Annotated in this window: 15 protein-coding genes; 6 read left to right on the forward strand and 9 right to left on the reverse strand. The window is 56.3% G+C overall.

Translation table 11 applies throughout. The features are described from left to right. Positions 1-532, forward strand: a 532-nt coding sequence (locus tag SMB34_RS16365) for a methyl-accepting chemotaxis protein (RefSeq protein ID WP_037991683.1), incomplete at its 5' end; no start/stop codon positions are given. Between the two features lie 89 nt (positions 533-621). On the opposite strand, the gene SMB34_RS16370 is transcribed toward SMB34_RS16365, so the two are convergent. From SMB34_RS16370 to SMB34_RS16400, 7 genes are all read right to left on the reverse strand, one after another. Beyond that, positions 622-1194, reverse strand: a complete 573-nt coding sequence (locus SMB34_RS16370; protein ID WP_051682349.1) for a YceI family protein — start codon at positions 1192-1194, stop codon at positions 622-624. 2 nt (positions 1195-1196) lie between these two features. After that, a complete protein-coding gene (locus SMB34_RS16375) occupies positions 1197-1751 on the reverse strand; it encodes a cytochrome b (RefSeq protein WP_037991684.1) in 555 nt (184 codons plus the stop codon). A 73-nt stretch (positions 1752-1824) separates the two neighbouring features. Beyond that, complete coding sequence (locus SMB34_RS16380) at positions 1825-2418, reverse strand: YceI family protein (protein WP_037991693.1); 594 nt, start codon at positions 2416-2418, stop codon at positions 1825-1827. Positions 2419-2839: 421 nt separating this feature from the next. Further along, entirely contained in the window at positions 2840-3283 is a 444-nt protein-coding gene (locus SMB34_RS16385; protein ID WP_037991685.1) for a DUF2155 domain-containing protein, read from the reverse strand. A 6-nt stretch (positions 3284-3289) separates the two neighbouring features. Continuing rightward, complete coding sequence (locus SMB34_RS16390; protein WP_007091962.1) at positions 3290-3535, reverse strand: hypothetical protein; 246 nt, start codon at positions 3533-3535, stop codon at positions 3290-3292. Between the two features lie 155 nt (positions 3536-3690). Then, entirely contained in the window at positions 3691-4206 is a 516-nt protein-coding gene (gene mlaD, locus SMB34_RS16395; RefSeq protein ID WP_037991687.1) for an outer membrane lipid asymmetry maintenance protein MlaD, read from the reverse strand. 156 nt (positions 4207-4362) lie between these two features. After that, a complete protein-coding gene (locus tag SMB34_RS16400; protein WP_007091965.1) occupies positions 4363-4725 on the reverse strand; it encodes an NADH:ubiquinone oxidoreductase subunit NDUFA12 in 363 nt (120 codons plus the stop codon). A gap of 967 nt (positions 4726-5692) precedes the next feature. On the opposite strand from SMB34_RS16400, the gene SMB34_RS16405 reads away from it, so the two are divergent. Continuing rightward, complete coding sequence (locus tag SMB34_RS16405) at positions 5693-9403, forward strand: vitamin B12-dependent ribonucleotide reductase (protein WP_037991694.1); 3711 nt, start codon at positions 5693-5695, stop codon at positions 9401-9403. 89 nt (positions 9404-9492) lie between these two features. Here the strand turns inward: SMB34_RS16405 and SMB34_RS16410 are convergent, their stop codons facing one another. Further along, positions 9493-10701, reverse strand: a complete 1209-nt coding sequence (locus SMB34_RS16410; RefSeq protein ID WP_156962693.1) for an MFS transporter — start codon at positions 10699-10701, stop codon at positions 9493-9495. Next, entirely contained in the window at positions 10698-11333 is a 636-nt protein-coding gene (gene wrbA / locus SMB34_RS16415) for an NAD(P)H:quinone oxidoreductase (protein ID WP_037991688.1), read from the reverse strand. Before wrbA ends, SMB34_RS16410 begins: the two co-directional genes overlap by 4 nt. 104 nt (positions 11334-11437) lie before the next feature. Here wrbA and SMB34_RS16420 point away from each other — a divergent pair, with 104 nt between their 5' ends. From SMB34_RS16420 to SMB34_RS16435, 4 genes are all read left to right on the forward strand, one after another. Beyond that, positions 11438-12355, forward strand: coding sequence for a LysR family transcriptional regulator (locus tag SMB34_RS16420; RefSeq protein ID WP_037991689.1), 918 nt, complete (start codon positions 11438-11440; stop codon positions 12353-12355). Between the two features lie 66 nt (positions 12356-12421). Further along, positions 12422-13003 (forward strand): isochorismatase family protein, encoded by a 582-nt coding sequence (locus SMB34_RS16425; protein ID WP_240478854.1) that lies wholly within the window; start codon positions 12422-12424, stop codon positions 13001-13003. Between the two features lie 372 nt (positions 13004-13375). Then, positions 13376-15034: an autotransporter outer membrane beta-barrel domain-containing protein gene (locus tag SMB34_RS16430; protein WP_167332777.1), complete on the forward strand. Its 1659-nt coding sequence runs from the start codon at positions 13376-13378 to the stop codon at positions 15032-15034. Positions 15035-15409: 375 nt separating this feature from the next. After that, the coding region (locus SMB34_RS16435; RefSeq protein ID WP_205618061.1) for a hypothetical protein at positions 15410-16159 on the forward strand (750 nt) is incomplete at its 3' end.

Below are 16159 nucleotides of genomic sequence, written 5' to 3' on the forward strand. Positions count from 1 at the left end.
CGCCGCCCAGAAAATCGGCGATGTCGCCAAACTGATCGGTGACATTGCCGAACAGACCAACCTTCTGGCCCTGAACGCCACCATCGAAGCCGCCCGCGCAGGCGACGCGGGCAAGGGCTTTGCGGTTGTCGCAAGCGAGGTCAAAAACCTTGCCAACCAGACCGCCAAGGCGACCGAGGAAATCAACCAGCAGATCACCTCGGTCCAGAACGAAACCGGCGAGGCAGTTGACGCCATCCGCCGCATTTCCGAAACCATTGCCAAGGTCGCCGATAGCTCCACCGCGATTGCGGCCGCGGTCGAAGAACAGCATGCCGCCATCGGCGAAATCGCGCGCAACGTCGAAGAAGCCGCCAACGGCACCCGCGAAGTGTCCGAACGCATTGAAACCGTCAATGACAATGCGGGCAAGGTATCTTCGGGTACGACCCAGCTTGCCCAGACCGCCGAAAAGCTGGTCACCGAAGCCGTGTCCCTCGACGAAGCCGTCGAAAGCTTCCTTGCCGAATTGCGTCGCAGCGCCTCGGCCTGATTTCAGCCAGCTCTGCGATCCAAATAAAAACAGCCGCCTGTAATCCGGGCGGCTGTTTTGCATGGATCAGAACCAGACGGCGATCCGGATTACCGGGTCGCGTCGATATCAATACGAATGGTGACCTCATCACCAACCTGGCTGGTGTCGCTCCACTGTCCCTGCCCGACGCCGAAATCGGTACGCTTGATCACAAGCGTCCCTTCCGCATCGGCTTCGTTGCCTTCGATCTCAAGATTGAATGGCAACACGACTTCCTTGGTCACGTCCCGGATCGTCAGATCGGCGACCGCCTCATACTGCCCCGGGCCGATTTCCCGGAACGACCTGGTTTCAAACCTGGCGGTCGGCCACTGGGCGACATCAAACCAGTCTGCGGAAATGATCTGGCTGTCGCGATCGGCATTTTCGGTATCAACCGACGCGATATCGATCAGAACGCTAACCTTTGATCCGGCAAGATCATCCGGCGAAAATACGATCTCGGCGGTAAATTTATCGAACGCGCCTTCGAAATCCGCACCAAGCTGGGTGCCTGAAAATTTAATATCGCTGTCATCGGCTTTGACCTGCCATGTATCGGCGGCAAAGGCCGGTACCCAAACGGCAATCGCCGGAACAATCACCGAAGCCCGCAGAATATTTTTAAACAAAGACGTCATGATCAATTCCCTTTCCCCGTCCCCGGAAGCATCCGGCGGAGCGTCGCATCGCGATTGATAAAATGATGTTTGAAAGCCGCCGCCACATGCAGCCCGACAAGGCCGACAATCACCCACGACAGTATCCAGTGGGTGAAACGCAGCTGTTCATAAAGCGCCTTGTCCGGCCCGACCAGATCAGGAAGCGTGAACAGGCCAAACACACTGACCGAAAAATTCGCCGCTGACGACATCAACCACCCGCTAAGCGGCATGGCCAGCATCACGGCATAAAGCGCGAAATGCGCAAGCTTCGCGGCCTGTCGTTCCCATGCCTTTTCGCCCAGCCCTTCCGGTGTCTGTTCGGTCAGACGCCAGATGATGCGTAAAACCACCAGCAAAAGGATGGTCACACCAATCGATTTATGGCGTGAAATCCATGCCAGCTTTTCCAGTCCCAGCGGCAGAAGATCCATATACCAGCCAATCGCAAACATGGTGACAAACAGGATCGCAATCAGCCAGTGAAACCCCTTGGTCACCGGACCAAAGCCCGTTTGCGTACTGCGAAGCGCCATATGTGATCCTTTCTGATCAAAAACAGACACACCGGCGGGGCCATCATCTGCCGCCGCCGGTGTGTCAGTATCATTATTTCTGTTTCAGGAACTCGGCCGAAATCTGAAGTTCGACTTCGTCGCTGACAGCCGGAACCAGATAGTTCATGCCATATTCCGAACGGGTCACCGTGCCGGTCGCGCCAAAGCCAAGAACATGATCACCGGTCATCGGGTGATCGCCTTCACCGGTCAGCGTCACGTCCAGAACCAGCGGCTTGGTCTGGCCCAGAAGGGTCAGATCGCCGGTGATTGTGGCGGTTTTGTCGCCAGTCATCTCAACCGAAGTGCTTTTGAACGTCGCGGTCGGGCTCTGTTCAACATTCAGGAAATCAGCGGTTTTCATATGATTGTCGAGACCTTCGACACCGCTATCGACCTGTGTCAGGTCAATCGAAATGGTGGCCGACGATGCTGCCGGGTTTTCACGGTCCAGGGTAAGTTCGCCGCTCGTGCCGCCAAAACGGCCCTGGAAGTTGGAAAAACCAAGATGGTTAACGATGAAAATCACGCTGGTATGCGTCGGATCAAGTTTGTAATTCTCGGCTGCCTGCACCGAAAAAGCCGCACCCGAAAGACCCGCCGCAATCGCCAGAACAAAACCGGCCTTTTTGATCGAAGTAAACATATGCACATCCCTTGTTTCAAAATCGTCCGACACACAATACCGCATCGCAACAAACTGAACAGAGAATGACACTTGACCTCCGCCGCCTCAAGTCGGGCAGTCCTCAACACTCATTTTCTCATATGGAAACAATCATCGGCGTTTCCGCCTTATTTTATCCAGAATGAGAACGGTCTTATATTGAAACTAAAATCACTGCACTTTGCCCGCAATTTCGCGCAACAACAGGCAAACGGCGCATCACCCAAACCGCGAATCCCCCGCATGACGTAACGTCAAACCGCTTGAAATCACGCCGTCACAAATCATCCCGTCCAAACAATTGTGGCCGACACACTGTGCATCGGCCAGCAATGGGAAACAATTGATGCTCCGAAGGTTTTGGGAACACATGGCGCATCACGCATTCCCGGCGGCAAGATTATTGGGCCGGTGCCGGTTGCCCCTGTTCGCTGGCCCCGGTTCCCTGATCACCTGCATCAATGCATTCCTTGACCCAAACGTCATAAACCGGGTGTTCAAGGGCTGACAGACCGGGGGTAGATGCAAACATCCAGCCGGAAAACAGTTGATCAACCGTGCCACTGGCATCTTCGCGCTGGTCCGAAATTTCAAGGAAACTGGCACTTTCCGGGCGCTCTTCCGGCGGCGTGCGATAACAGGCATCCACCCGGATCGAAAGCGTGCCGAATTTCGCCATCTGCCCGACCGGTACCTCGAATGTCGAAATACGCGCGGTGATTTTATCAAGCCCCTGAAGCTGGGCGATCTCGGCCGGGCGGTAATCCAGCGCAAAGGCAGACGACATTGCCGCCACCGAAACAACCGCGCCAACAGCAGCACCAAACACTATCTTGGTTTTCATCAATAATCAGTCCTGATCGTCTGGCTTGCCATAGGGATTGTGCAGCTCTTCAACGACACTGCGCATCACCTGGCGGAACTGTTCCTCGTCGCAGCCCATCAGCAACGCGTCTTCCATGGCGTCCTGCATCATGTCGCGCAGTTCGCCGAAATTCTCGTTCAGAACCTTGATTTTCTCCACACACGAAAGCGGCGCCCCTTTCGGGTCCTGCCATGTGGGGAAATTCTTGTTCATGCTCTCAGACTTGCTCATCAATTGGCTCCGCTGCCTTTCGATCTGCTCTGGATATCTGCCGAGAATATCGGTGTCGACATCGCTTCACGCAAGCTGCCCAAAGGATATTCCGGGGAAACTGACCTGCAAAACCGGCAAAATCATGGCCGCCTTTACCGGTCTGCCCTGTCTGCCTATTGCGGGCTTTCTTCCGATGAAGTGCTGCCCGCCTCATTATTGGCACCCCCACCGGAGCCACCACCAGCACCCCCACCGGACGAATAAATCACCTGCCCGATCAGTTCTTCCAGATTGACCGATCCTTGCGTGTATTCAATCTCGCCGCCCGGGGCCAGCATATCGATATCCCCGCCCGGCTCCAGCGATACAAACTTGCCCCCGAGCAAACCGTCCGATGCAATCTTGGCCGAACTGTCGGTCGGCAATTCGATATCCGAACGCACCGTCATCCTGACGACGGCCATATAGGTCTGCGGGTTCAGGTCCTGTGCCGTGACCGAGCCAACCTTGACGCCCGAAATCCGCACATCGTTGCCAACCACCAAACCATCAACCCTGTTGAAGTTTGCCGAAAGTTCGTATCCGTCAACAGACTCGATGCCCGCCCGGGAATAGGAATAGGCCGCAAAGCCGACCGCCACTGCGATTACGGCTGCCCCGGCAAGGCTCTCGATCAGTCTGTTGCTCATGGATACGATCCGTCTGTGGTATCTTGTTGATCTGCATATTGTCTTGTGCGACCCGAAAAAACAACCGGGTCAATTACCATCAGGCAAAACACAGTAAAAACACAACCGGGCGCCAACATATTGTCGCGCCCGGATGCAGAATATACCGATCTTTGATCAGCCTTCCGGCGACCATGCCTGATAGTCACCGGTCGCTTTCGCACGCTTGCCACCACTATATTCATGGCCTTTCGGGCGATAGGCATGCTTGGTACCCGTCAGGTTCGGCAGATGTTCTTTCTGCCACTCGTAACGGTCTTCGGCCTTTTCCGACAGCGGCGCATCAACGGTGTAATGCAGCCATGCATGCCATTCAGCCGGAACCTTGGAACCCTCGGTAATACCCTTATAGATCACCCAACGTTTCGCACGGCGACCATTGGCGGCTTTCTTTTCGGTGTAATAGATATTTCCAAAACGGTCTTCGCCGACGCGTTTGCCATACAGCGCGGTAAAAATGCGGGTCCCGACGGTGGCCATGTGTGGTCTCTCTCCAGATCTGGTTCTTCCGCCTTTGGCGGCGCGCAGACAAAAGGCCCATATATGCAAACCAGTGTTTGCTGGCGGGTCTGATTTTGCGGCCTGTGTCCGGCGGTCAATAAGGACCTTATATGTCGTGATGTTAGCGCAAAGTCAATGTTTCAGACAGGCCATCACATCGCATTTCCCGCACACGGCCGCCCGAAACCGCCACAGACACACAATATACACACAATATGGGGTATGACTCCGCGAAAACACCATCAAAACAACCCACAACCACTTGTGTATGCCCGACTCATTGCAACACAATCATCACGCCGCCTTGTCCACCTGTTTATCCACAGCATTTCAACGCGAGCGTTTTGAAACATACCCTGCCCGGCTTGAAAATTCGCGCCGGACGGAAACAACGATTTTCACATAAATATCAAAATGTTATCGAACTTTTTCATGCTAACAAAACAACAGGAACAAGATTGTTTGTGCTTGATGCTGGATTTCAAACCCAAACGGCGTTAGCTTGTTTTTGCCTTGTGGGGGTTCTCTCGTCCCGGCACAACATGTAGTCCGAGTCTTACGGGCTTGCCCTCGCCGCCGCCGCGGCAAAAGCGCAGTATTCCGCGGGCTTGCCGCGCGTTTAAACAATCTTAACGAGATTTTCCAAACATCAGATATGCGCGACATCAATTGAAACACTACATCTAGTGATAAAAATTGCTGTCAACCACAAAGTTTGGTGGACGAGCCCGAAATTTTCCCCTTATAGTCCTGCCCACGGACAGGACGGTTCCAAGGGGGGACAACCAAGGAACCACCACCACAGATTACCGAATTCCGTTCGCCCAATCATGGCCGTTTATAAGGGCCAGGGGGCAGCGTATGAGCGTTGAGCAAACTATATAATGTTCAGGCCGTGTTGGTGCTTATGCGCACGACATCAAGTCTGACCAAAACGGAGCAGACCATGCGGATCAGCAGAAAGTTCACCCAGGAAGGTGTCAGCCCCTACGCAGACATCGATTTTCGTAAGTCATCCTGCGTCATCAAAAACCCCGATGGATCGGTGGTTTTTGAAATGAAAGATATCGACGTCCCGTCCTCCTGGTCGCAGGTGGCAAGTGACGTCCTGGCGCAGAAATACTTCCGAAAGGCGGGTGTTCCGGTCGCGCTGAAACCGGTCAAGGAAAAGGACGTTCCGTCCTGGCTCTGGCGTCAGGCGCCCGACAAGGCCAAGCTCGAAAAAATGCCATCAGAGTCCCGCTACACCAGCGAAACCAGCGCCACCCAGGTCTTTGACCGCCTTGCGGGCACCTGGACCTATTGGGGCTGGAAGGGCGGCTATTTCGATGCCGAATCCGATGCCCAGGCCTTCTTTGATGAAATGCGTTATCAGCTCTCCCACCAGATGGGCGCGCCGAACTCGCCGCAATGGTTCAATACCGGCCTGCATTGGGCCTACGGCATTGATGGCCCGGCGCAGGGTCACTCCTATGTTGATTTCAAAACCGGCGAACTGACCAAATCGGCCAGCGCGTACGAACATCCGCAGCCCCATGCCTGCTTCATCCAGTCGGTTTCCGATGACCTCGTCAACGAGGGCGGCATCATGGATCTCTGGACCCGCGAAGCCCGCCTGTTCAAATTCGGTTCGGGCACCGGTTCGAACTTCTCGAATGTCCGCGGCGAAGGCGAAACGCTTTCGGGTGGCGGCCGTTCTTCCGGCCTCATGAGCTTCCTTAAAATCGGGGACCGTGCTGCTGGTGCGATCAAGTCGGGCGGCACCACACGCCGTGCGGCCAAAATGGTCGTGGTTGATATCAACCACCCGGACATCGAAAACTATATCGACTGGAAAGTCGTCGAAGAACAGAAGGTCGCGGCCCTCGTCGCTGGTTCGAAACTGGCCGAAAAGCACCTGACCGATGTTCTCGCTGCCTGCACCAACTGGGACGGTGCCGCCGATTCCGAGGATCGCTTCCTGCCGCGTGCCAACCCGCAGCTTAAAGAAGCCGTGCTGGCCGCCCGTGCGGTGATGATCCCGGACAGCTATATCAACAAGATCATCGAATTCGCCCGTCAGGGCTTCACCGAAATCAGCTTCAAGACCTATGACACCGATTGGGACTCCGAGGCATACCTGACCGTTTCGGGTCAGAACTCGAACAACTCGGTTCGCGTCTCGAACGACTTCCTTCAGGCTGTTCTTGATAATGGCGACTGGGAACTGATCCGCCGTACCGATGGCAAGGTTCATAAAACCCTTGCCGCCCGCGAATTGTGGGACAAGGTCGGCGAAGCCGCATGGGCCTGTGCCGATCCGGGTATCCAGTACGACACCACCATCAACGAATGGCACACCTGCCCGAATTCGGGTCGCATCAATGCGTCCAACCCGTGCTCGGAATATATGTTCCTTGACGATACGGCCTGTAACCTGGCGTCGCTGAACCTGATGAATTTCCGTTCGGATGATGGTGGCGTTGATGTCGCGGCATATGAACATGCCGTGCGTCTCTGGACTGTTGTTCTGGAAATCTCGGTTCTGATGGCACAATTCCCGTCGGATCGTATTGCCGAACTGTCCTATCGTTACCGCACGCTTGGCCTTGGCTATGCCAATATTGGTGGCCTGCTCATGAGCATGGGCATCCCGTACGACAGCGACGAGGGCCGCGCGATTGGCGCATCGCTTACCGCGATCATGTGTGGCGTTTCCTATGCGACCTCGGCCGAAATGGCGTCCGAACTCGGTGCCTTCCCGGGCTATGCCGATAACGCCAAGGAAATGCTGCGTGTCATGCGCAACCACCGTCGTGCCGCGCACGGCGAACAGGAAGGCTACGAAGGTCTTTCGATCAATCCGGTTCCGCTGGTTGCTGCTGATTCTCCTTATGCCGAACTCCCGATTGCCGCACGTGCCGCATGGGACAAGGCACTGGAACTGGGCGAAAAGCACGGTTACCGCAACGCACAGACCACCGTTATCGCGCCGACCGGCACCATCGGTCTGGTCATGGATTGCGACACGACGGGGATCGAGCCGGACTTCGCGCTTGTGAAGTTCAAAAAGCTTGCCGGTGGCGGTTACTTCAAAATCATCAACCGCACCGTTCCGGTGGCACTGGCCACGCTCGGATATACCGAACGCCAGATCCGCGACATTGAAAAATACGCGGTCGGTCATGGCACCCTGGTGGGTTCGCCCTCCATCACCCATGACGATCTCAAGGCCAAAGGCTTTGACGATGATGCGATTTCGAAAATCGAAGGCGCACTTGCCAACGCATTCGACATCAAATTCGTGTTTAACAAATACACCTTTGGCGAAGAATACTGCGTCAAGCAGCTCGGCCTTGATGCCAAGGCACTCAACAGCATGGACTTTGACATGCTGGCCGCCCTTGGCTTCGACAAAAAGCAGATCGAACTGGCAAACACCTATGTTTGCGGCGCGATGACGCTCGAACAGGCCCCGCATCTGCGGGACGAAGACCTGCCCGTTTTCGATTGCGCCAACCCGTGTGGCCGTATCGGCAAACGTTACCTGTCGGCTGAAAGCCACATCCGCATGATGGCCGCAGCACAGCCGTTCATCTCGGGTGCGATTTCGAAAACCATCAACATGCCGAACAATGCCTCGATCCAGGATTGCAAGGACGCCTATATGCTGTCCTGGCGTCTCTGCCTCAAGGCAAATGCGCTCTATCGTGATGGCTCGAAACTCAGCCAGCCGCTGAACTCGGCGCTGGTCGAAGAAGACGATTACGCCGACCAGCCGACGGCCGCCAAGGCCGCCGCTGTTTCCGAACAGATCGTCGAAAAAATCATCGAACGCGTCATCCGTGGCGACCGTCGTTCCCTGCCGTCGCGTCGCAAGGGGTATACCCAGAAGGCCACCGTCGGCGGACACAAGGTCTATCTGCGGACCGGTGAATATGAAGACGGCAAACTTGGCGAAATCTTCATCGACATGCACAAGGAAGGCGCTGCTTTCCGCTCGCTTATGAACAACTTCGCCATCGCGGTTTCCATCGGCCTTCAGTATGGCGTGCCGCTGGAGGAATATGTCGAAGCCTTCACCTTCACCCGCTTCGAGCCGTCGGGCATGGTTTCCGGGAACGACGCCATCAAAATGGCAACCTCGATCCTTGATTACATGTTCCGCGAACTCGCCATTTCCTATCTGGGTCGTAACGACCTCGCCCATGTCCAGCCGTCCGACGTTCTGCCGGACGCCGTTGGCAAGGGCGTGGCTGAGGGCGACCTTGGCGAGGAAGCCAAGGCCGAAGACCGCGCAATCGAAACCATCCGCAAGGTCGCATCCAGCGGCTTCGTGCGTCGCAACCTTTACGTTGTCGATGGCGGTGCACCGGTCGAAGAACGCGTGATCATGAAGGCAACCGGTACCGATCATGCCCACTCGCATGGCCACAGCCATCAGGCCGAAACCGCCAGCATCGCAACCACCGCTGCCCCGACCAGCAGCGAAACCGCGATCCTGAACGCCAGCGAAGAAGTCATGTCGGCCACGGATGCTAAACTGGACCGCATCCGCGAAGCCCGCATGAAGGGCTACGAGGGTGACGGTTGCCCTGAATGCGGCAACTTCACCCTTGTACGCAACGGCACCTGCCTGAAATGTGACTCTTGCGGAAGCACCACGGGCTGCTCGTAAGAGCCCCCGCACCACCGCAAAACGGATTTAATAAAAACCGGCCGGGATAATTTCCCGGCCGGTTTTGTTTTTCCGGTTTACTTGTAAACCTAACGCATTCGCCCCCAAAGGCTGCGCCCAAGCAAAACCGCGACACAGGCAATCCCGGCAATCAAAAAGCCGACACTGCCCCAGCCAAACTGCTCGGCCATTGATCCCGCAATCGCCGGACCAACCATCAGCCCGATATTATTGCCCTGCATGGCAAAACCGATGATCACCGCGACAAGCGCGCTTCGCGGTGCGGATCGCCCGGCGGCATCAAAAACCACAACCGGGATGAACCCGCCAGCGAATGAAAAGATCAATGCCGCAGGAAACGGCACCAGAACCGAAATCCCGTCGATCAGAATACCGGCACTGCAAACCGTCATAACCGCAAACGCGGTCATCAGGATACGCTGCGCCCGATATCCCCTCGCCAGCATCACACCGCAAACAATGTTCCCCGCCGCCCCGGCCAACACAATCACCGCGCCCAGAACACCCGAAAGTTCCGGCCCGATTTGCATGCCTTTGGACAAAAGCATCGGCAAAAATCCGAACACGGCAAAATAGCACGCCGTATAGGCGGCAAATATGCCCCCCAATATCCACGGCGCGCCGGACCGCAGCGCCCAACCAAGGTCATCGCCAATCGCACGACGATCAAAATCATCCCTCAAATCAGCATCGGGAATGGCGCGCATATATCCGCGCAATAAAACGGCATAGCCGCCCAGAAGCACCGCGTTGCCAAGCCACAATCCGCGCCACCCGATCAGCCCCAGCACCGGGGCCGCCAGCATGACAAGACAGATGCCAACCGGCATGAAAGTCGCCCAAAGCGCCATGGCCTTTTCGCGCCCGCCATCGCGCGTCGCCGCCGCAATCAATGTCGGGGCGGCAACAATCAGCAACAGAAAACCAATACCCTCAAGAACCCTTGATGCAAGGATGATATCGAAAACAGGGCTCACCCCGCCAATCGCCGATCCAACCGCCTGCATCAGAAGCCCCGACAACGCCATGCCCTTTGCGCCAAACCGCCCGACCAGCAGGCCAAGCGGTGCCGCCGCCAGTGCGCCGACAAGCGCAAAGGCCGATAACAGCCAGGACGCACTTGCCAGCCCGACGCCAAGGTCATCTTGCAAGGCCGTCATTACGACCGGTGCCTTGCCGACCTGGAATGCCGATACGATGCCCGCACCGACAATCACCGGCACAACGAAACGGCCAATTGCCACCGTTCGCTGCCGGTCACCGATCATGTTCATCATGCACTTCGGGCTTTAAGCAGATGCCGCCCTTCGGACAGCGCAATTGCGGTCCGGGCCACATGCTCCCCCTGGAACCGGGCACCGTCCAGCTCGTTTTCCGACGGGCTGCGATCCCCGCCCTGTCCGTCATCGGCAATGGTCGATGCCCCGTATGGCGAGCAGCCGGTAACTTCGTCCATCCGCCCCTGTCCCTTGAAGGTATAAGGCAGTCCGACAATCACCATGCCGAAATGCAATAACGGGATATGGGTCGATAAAATCGTTGTTTCCTGCCCGCCATGCTGGCTGCCGGTCGATGTAAAGACACTGCCAACCTTGCCGACAAGCCTGTCCTGCGCCCAAATACCGCCCGCCTGATCAAGGAAGTTTTTCATCTGGCTTGCCATATTGCCAAACCGGGTCGGCGTGCCAAAAATGATCGCGTCATAATCGGCCAGATCGGAAACCGTCGCGACCGGCGCTGCCTGATCCAGTTTGTATCCGGCACTCTCTGCCACGGCATCCGGCACGATTTCGGGCACGCGTTTGATATCCACAATCGCCCCGGTTTTGCGTGCGCCCTCGGCAACCGCATTGGCCATGATTTCCATATGGCCATAGGACGAATAATAAAGCACCAGAACCCTTGTCATGATCGGTCTCTTTCAAATTGTTGCGACAGGGTTCCTTGCATCGCACAGCCATCCGTTCGAAATAAGTGGCAAAAGAACGATCAAAATGTTCTAAAATATCGATCATGCTGGATGGATTGACCCTTGATCAGATGCGCGTTTTGATCGCTGTTGCCGAAACCGGAAGCTTCCGGGCCGCGGCAAAGCGGCTTGGCCGCGTGCAATCAGCAATCAGCCACGCCATCGGCAATCTTGAAACCGAACTGGGGATCTGTCTTTTTGACCGGTCCGGGCACCGCCCCACCCTGACCGTCGAAGGCCAGACCCTGCTTGCCGATGCCCGTGCGGTTCTTCTGAAAACAGATGCGCTGCGCGCCCGCGCGCGCGGCATGGAACAGGGCGTGGAACTCGAGCTGCGCATCGTGGTCGATACGCTGTTTCCCCTGCCCGAAATCGGTGCAGCCCTTCTGGCGATGCGAAACGCCTTTCCCACCGTTTCGGTCAATCTCTCGGTCCTGCCGCTTGGCGGTCCGGTTTCTGCCCTTGATCAGAAGAAATGCGATCTCGCCATTACCGTCGGCGAGGAATTCCGCAACCCGCATATCGAGGCAGAGGCCGTCGGCACAACCGCGATGATTGCCGTGGTTGCCGCAACACATCCCCTGGCGCAGGCCATCCGGGGCGACACCCTTCTGCCCAAAACCGCCCTGGCCGAACATCTGCAAATCGTCATCGAAGACCCGACCCCGCTTTCAGACGGAACCGATATCGGCGTTTTATCGCCCGGCACCTGGCGTGTCGGCAGTCTGGATGTCAAACACAACCTTATTCTGTCCGGGCTTGGCTGGGGCCGCATGCCGTTCTGGCGCATATCGCAGGACCTCGAAGACGGCCGCCTAATCCGCGTGCCCGCCGTCTCCTTCGGAAAGGACGGCGAAACGCTTCTGCACTGCTATCTCCTCCATCGCACCGATCAGGCAATGGGCCCCGCCGCCCGCCTGCTGCGCCGGGAAATACTCGCACGAACACAATCCAATCTTTGAGTTCCTTGGGCTTCCCCCTAATCTGTGCCGATAAATCAGTCATCGCCCCGATTAACGGAGTATCCCGTGTCCGCCGCCATCACGCCACCGATCACTGCCAATATCGCCCTTATAGTCCTGGATGTGCAAAAGGCCATCGACGATCCGAAATGGGCGTCAAAGAACAATCCCGGCTATGTCGATAAAATCGTCGATCTGCTGGCCGCCTTTCGCGCAGCCAGCCTTCCGGTGATCCATATCCGCCATGACGAACCCAATCCCGCCTCGACCTATCACACAGATGGTCCCGGCAACGCGATCAAACCCGAAGTCGCCCCGCTGCCCGGCGAGCCGGTGATTGCCAAAAACGTCAATTGCGCCTTCATCGCCACCGATCTTGAAAAATACCTGCACGATCATGGCATTACCCGCCTGATTTTTACCGGCGTCGTCATCCACAATTCGATGGATGCCTCGATCCGCGTCGCCCATTGTCTGGGCTTTGATGTCATCCTGCCGCTTGATGCCACCACCGCGATTGATGTCACCGACGCCAAGGGTATCCGTCACGATGCGAAAACCGTGTTTGACCTGTTTGCCGCGGTTCTGGGGTCGGAATATTGCACGCTTTCGACGACGGATGATGTGATCGCCGCCCTGCCCGCATAACGACAGTGCGGCCCGAAAACCGGGCCTTCTATCCACTTTGCGCAAAACCTATCCACTTAGTGTCAAGAAACGACACAATCCCCCCTTTAAGCATAGCCCCCACAATGCGCCGCCCCTAAAAGCTCTTGTAACGGACCGATCCATCGGCATCGGGCAAAAAGGGTATGGGCATGGCGAACAATGCATAAGAACAGAAGCACCTTCAAACAGGAACGATCTGATCGTTCGCTCCTCGCCGGGTGCAAATCTGTTGTGAAAAAAGGGCTTTGTGCGCTGGCCCTGACAGGCTTGTCGCTGCCCTTTGCCAACAGCGCCTTCGCCATTAGCGTCGGTTGCGGTTTTTGGAACCTTACAATTAGCACCAGCGCCATAGTGACTTCCAACGAAGTTTTTAGCGCGTGGGAGGTCGCCAAGGTCACCTTCACACATCAAAGCGGCAATTCGCCAAACAACTACACCTTCACCTATACCGACAACGATAACGCCGCCAATTCGCGGTCTGTCACGCCCGGCAGCACCATCATTGGCGACACCGTCACCCTCACCCTGCAAATCCCGGCCGATACGACAGACGGCAAGCTTTCCATAAAGGCCATTGGCGCGACGTACAACATGACCGCAACCTGCGTTGCCGGAACAGAACCGGTCGCGGAAGCAGAAGAGTTAAAATCCTCCGCCAGCACCACCTCCGCCGTTGTCAATGCCGTCTCGCGCTCCCAAACCACGGTCATTCAACAGAATATCGGCGCGCGGGTCTCATCCGTGATCAGTACTGCCAACAATATCAATACCGATAGCGTACCCGCCCGAACCGCCTCAATGGTCGAAACCGGCACCCATCGCACCAGCCCGACCGACACAACGCCCGATGATGATCGCACCAGCATCACCGACCACGATGATGCGCTGCGTCGCATGGCAATGATGGGCAGCTTCGATAGCTCCACCGGCCAGGGCATGCAGATGCTTGGCCTTGGCCCGACAGATCAGGGCGATGTGGGTGGTGCCAGCGGCATTGATGGCCGTGCGGCCTTTGCCACCACCACGCCCTTTACCGTCTGGGGGCATGGTTCCTTTACTGCGGTCGATAACGACCATGTCAATGGCACCACCGACAGCCGCTATGACGGTGATGTCTGGGGCTATAATGTCGGTCTGGATTACCGCTTTGCCGATGCCCTGATTGCCGGCCTGTCACTTGGCTATAATGACACCGACCTGACCACCGCCTTTAACAATGGCAGCTATCAGGAAACCGGCTGGGTCGCATCGCCCTATGTCATTTACCGGCCGATGGAAAACCTGACCATATCGGGCGAAGCCGGATATGGCATGGGCGATATTGACGTCACCCGCGATAATGGTGCGGTATCGGGCAATACGGAATCTGACATATGGTATGCCGCCCTGACCACCTCTTATCGGGCCCGCCCGATTGATACCCTGCCGGTATCGCTCACCCCGTCGCTGGCCTTTATCGCTGCGCGCAAGACGGTTGATGCCTATCGTGAAAGCGACGGCACAACCAATGCCACCACCCGATCCAACACCCGGCAGATCAGACCGGCGATCGAGGCCGCCTATGACTTCACCCCGACCCAAAGCCTGACCATCTCGCCCTTCCTTGAAACCGGCCTGATCCATGATTTCACCGATGAAATCAACAATGACAAAACCGCGTTCAATATCGGCGGCGGGGTTCGAATGTCTGACAGCCTCACGGGATTGAATGCCGCCCTTGAAGGCAACTATCTTGCCGGGCGTGCGGATTACACCGAATACACCATCGGCGGCACAATCACCTATGGCTTTGACCTGATGGGCGATGATGGCCGATCCCTTGGGATCGTCACACCGTTCTTTGCCAGCAACCTCAACGAATATGGCAATCAGCGCATCCGCACCGGTTTTGGCTTTGATACCGGTCCGCTTACCAGCGAACTTGCACTCAGCCACATGATGTCGGTTGCCAATGAAGATGATGATACCGACACCAGCAGGCTCGAAATCAGCATGTCATTGCCTTTCTGATCTCTGGCGGGCAACGCGGTCAAACCCGACATTGCCCGCCCATTACCTCGCTGGCAACTGATGGGTCAAAACATCCCTTACGCCTGCTTTAGCAACGTGTACTTAACATCTTGCAATCAAGTGAATTTTCTACTTATAAATCAACCTATGCGGGCCATTCTCTGTTTTCTAAAGCCAGCAAAAAAACAGTAAAAGACGAAAGACGGTTCCAAGGGGACATATATGGGCAGATCGAAAGTATCTCTTCTACAGAGACCCGTTGTGCTGGGGATGGCACTGATAGGCGCGGCATCAATTATTTCCGATGATGCGTTTGCAAAAAGTACAGGCTGTACGAATTGGACATTAGACGGAAACACAAGCGGCGTAAGCGGTTTGAGCTCGGTGTTCGAGGTAAACGAAACGGCAAAGGTCAGACTGAACAACAACAATGTTATCAGCTTACCTTATGTCTTTACATATACAGACATCACCAACGGTAACCAGGTGATCACGCGAAGCGGCACCGTCGCTGCCAACGGTACAGTGACCGAAACAATTACCATACCACGCGACACAACCAGCGGCCGGCTGAGCGTGGTGGTCAATGGTGGCAACCCTCCGTCCCTTGGAATAGTATTGTCATGCGACGAAGCGGTAGTCCCAACTCCCGGATCATCCGAAAAAAGCCAGTCCACAACATCTTCGACCGTCGTATCATCTGTGTCACGTTCCCAGACGACCGTGATCTCACAGAATATTGGTGCCCGGCTCTCCGCTGTTGGCACCCCGGCTGGCGCCGCAACGGGCGGATCGACCTCCGGCGGCGGGATTGGCACCGGAAGCGGTAGCGCCGGAAACAGTAATGACAATGATACAAATGCCAATCTTGTCTATGACCCGGCTTACCACCGCAGCGCCACCAACCTGACCGACGATGATAACGCCCTGCGCCGCATCGCCATGATGGGAAGCTTTGATAGCTCGACCGGTGAAGGCATGCACATGCTGGGCCTTGGCCCGACAGATCAGGGCAATAAAGGCGGTGCCAGTGGTGTTGACGGCCGTTCTGCCTTTGAAACCGCATCCCCCTTCACGATTTGGGGCCACGGATCATACACGTCGGTCGATAACGACTATGTCAAT

The sequence above is a fragment of the Thalassospira permensis NBRC 106175 genome (assembly GCF_000714555.1).
In the GTDB taxonomy this organism is placed as follows: Bacteria; Pseudomonadota; Alphaproteobacteria; order Rhodospirillales; family Thalassospiraceae; genus Thalassospira; species Thalassospira xiamenensis.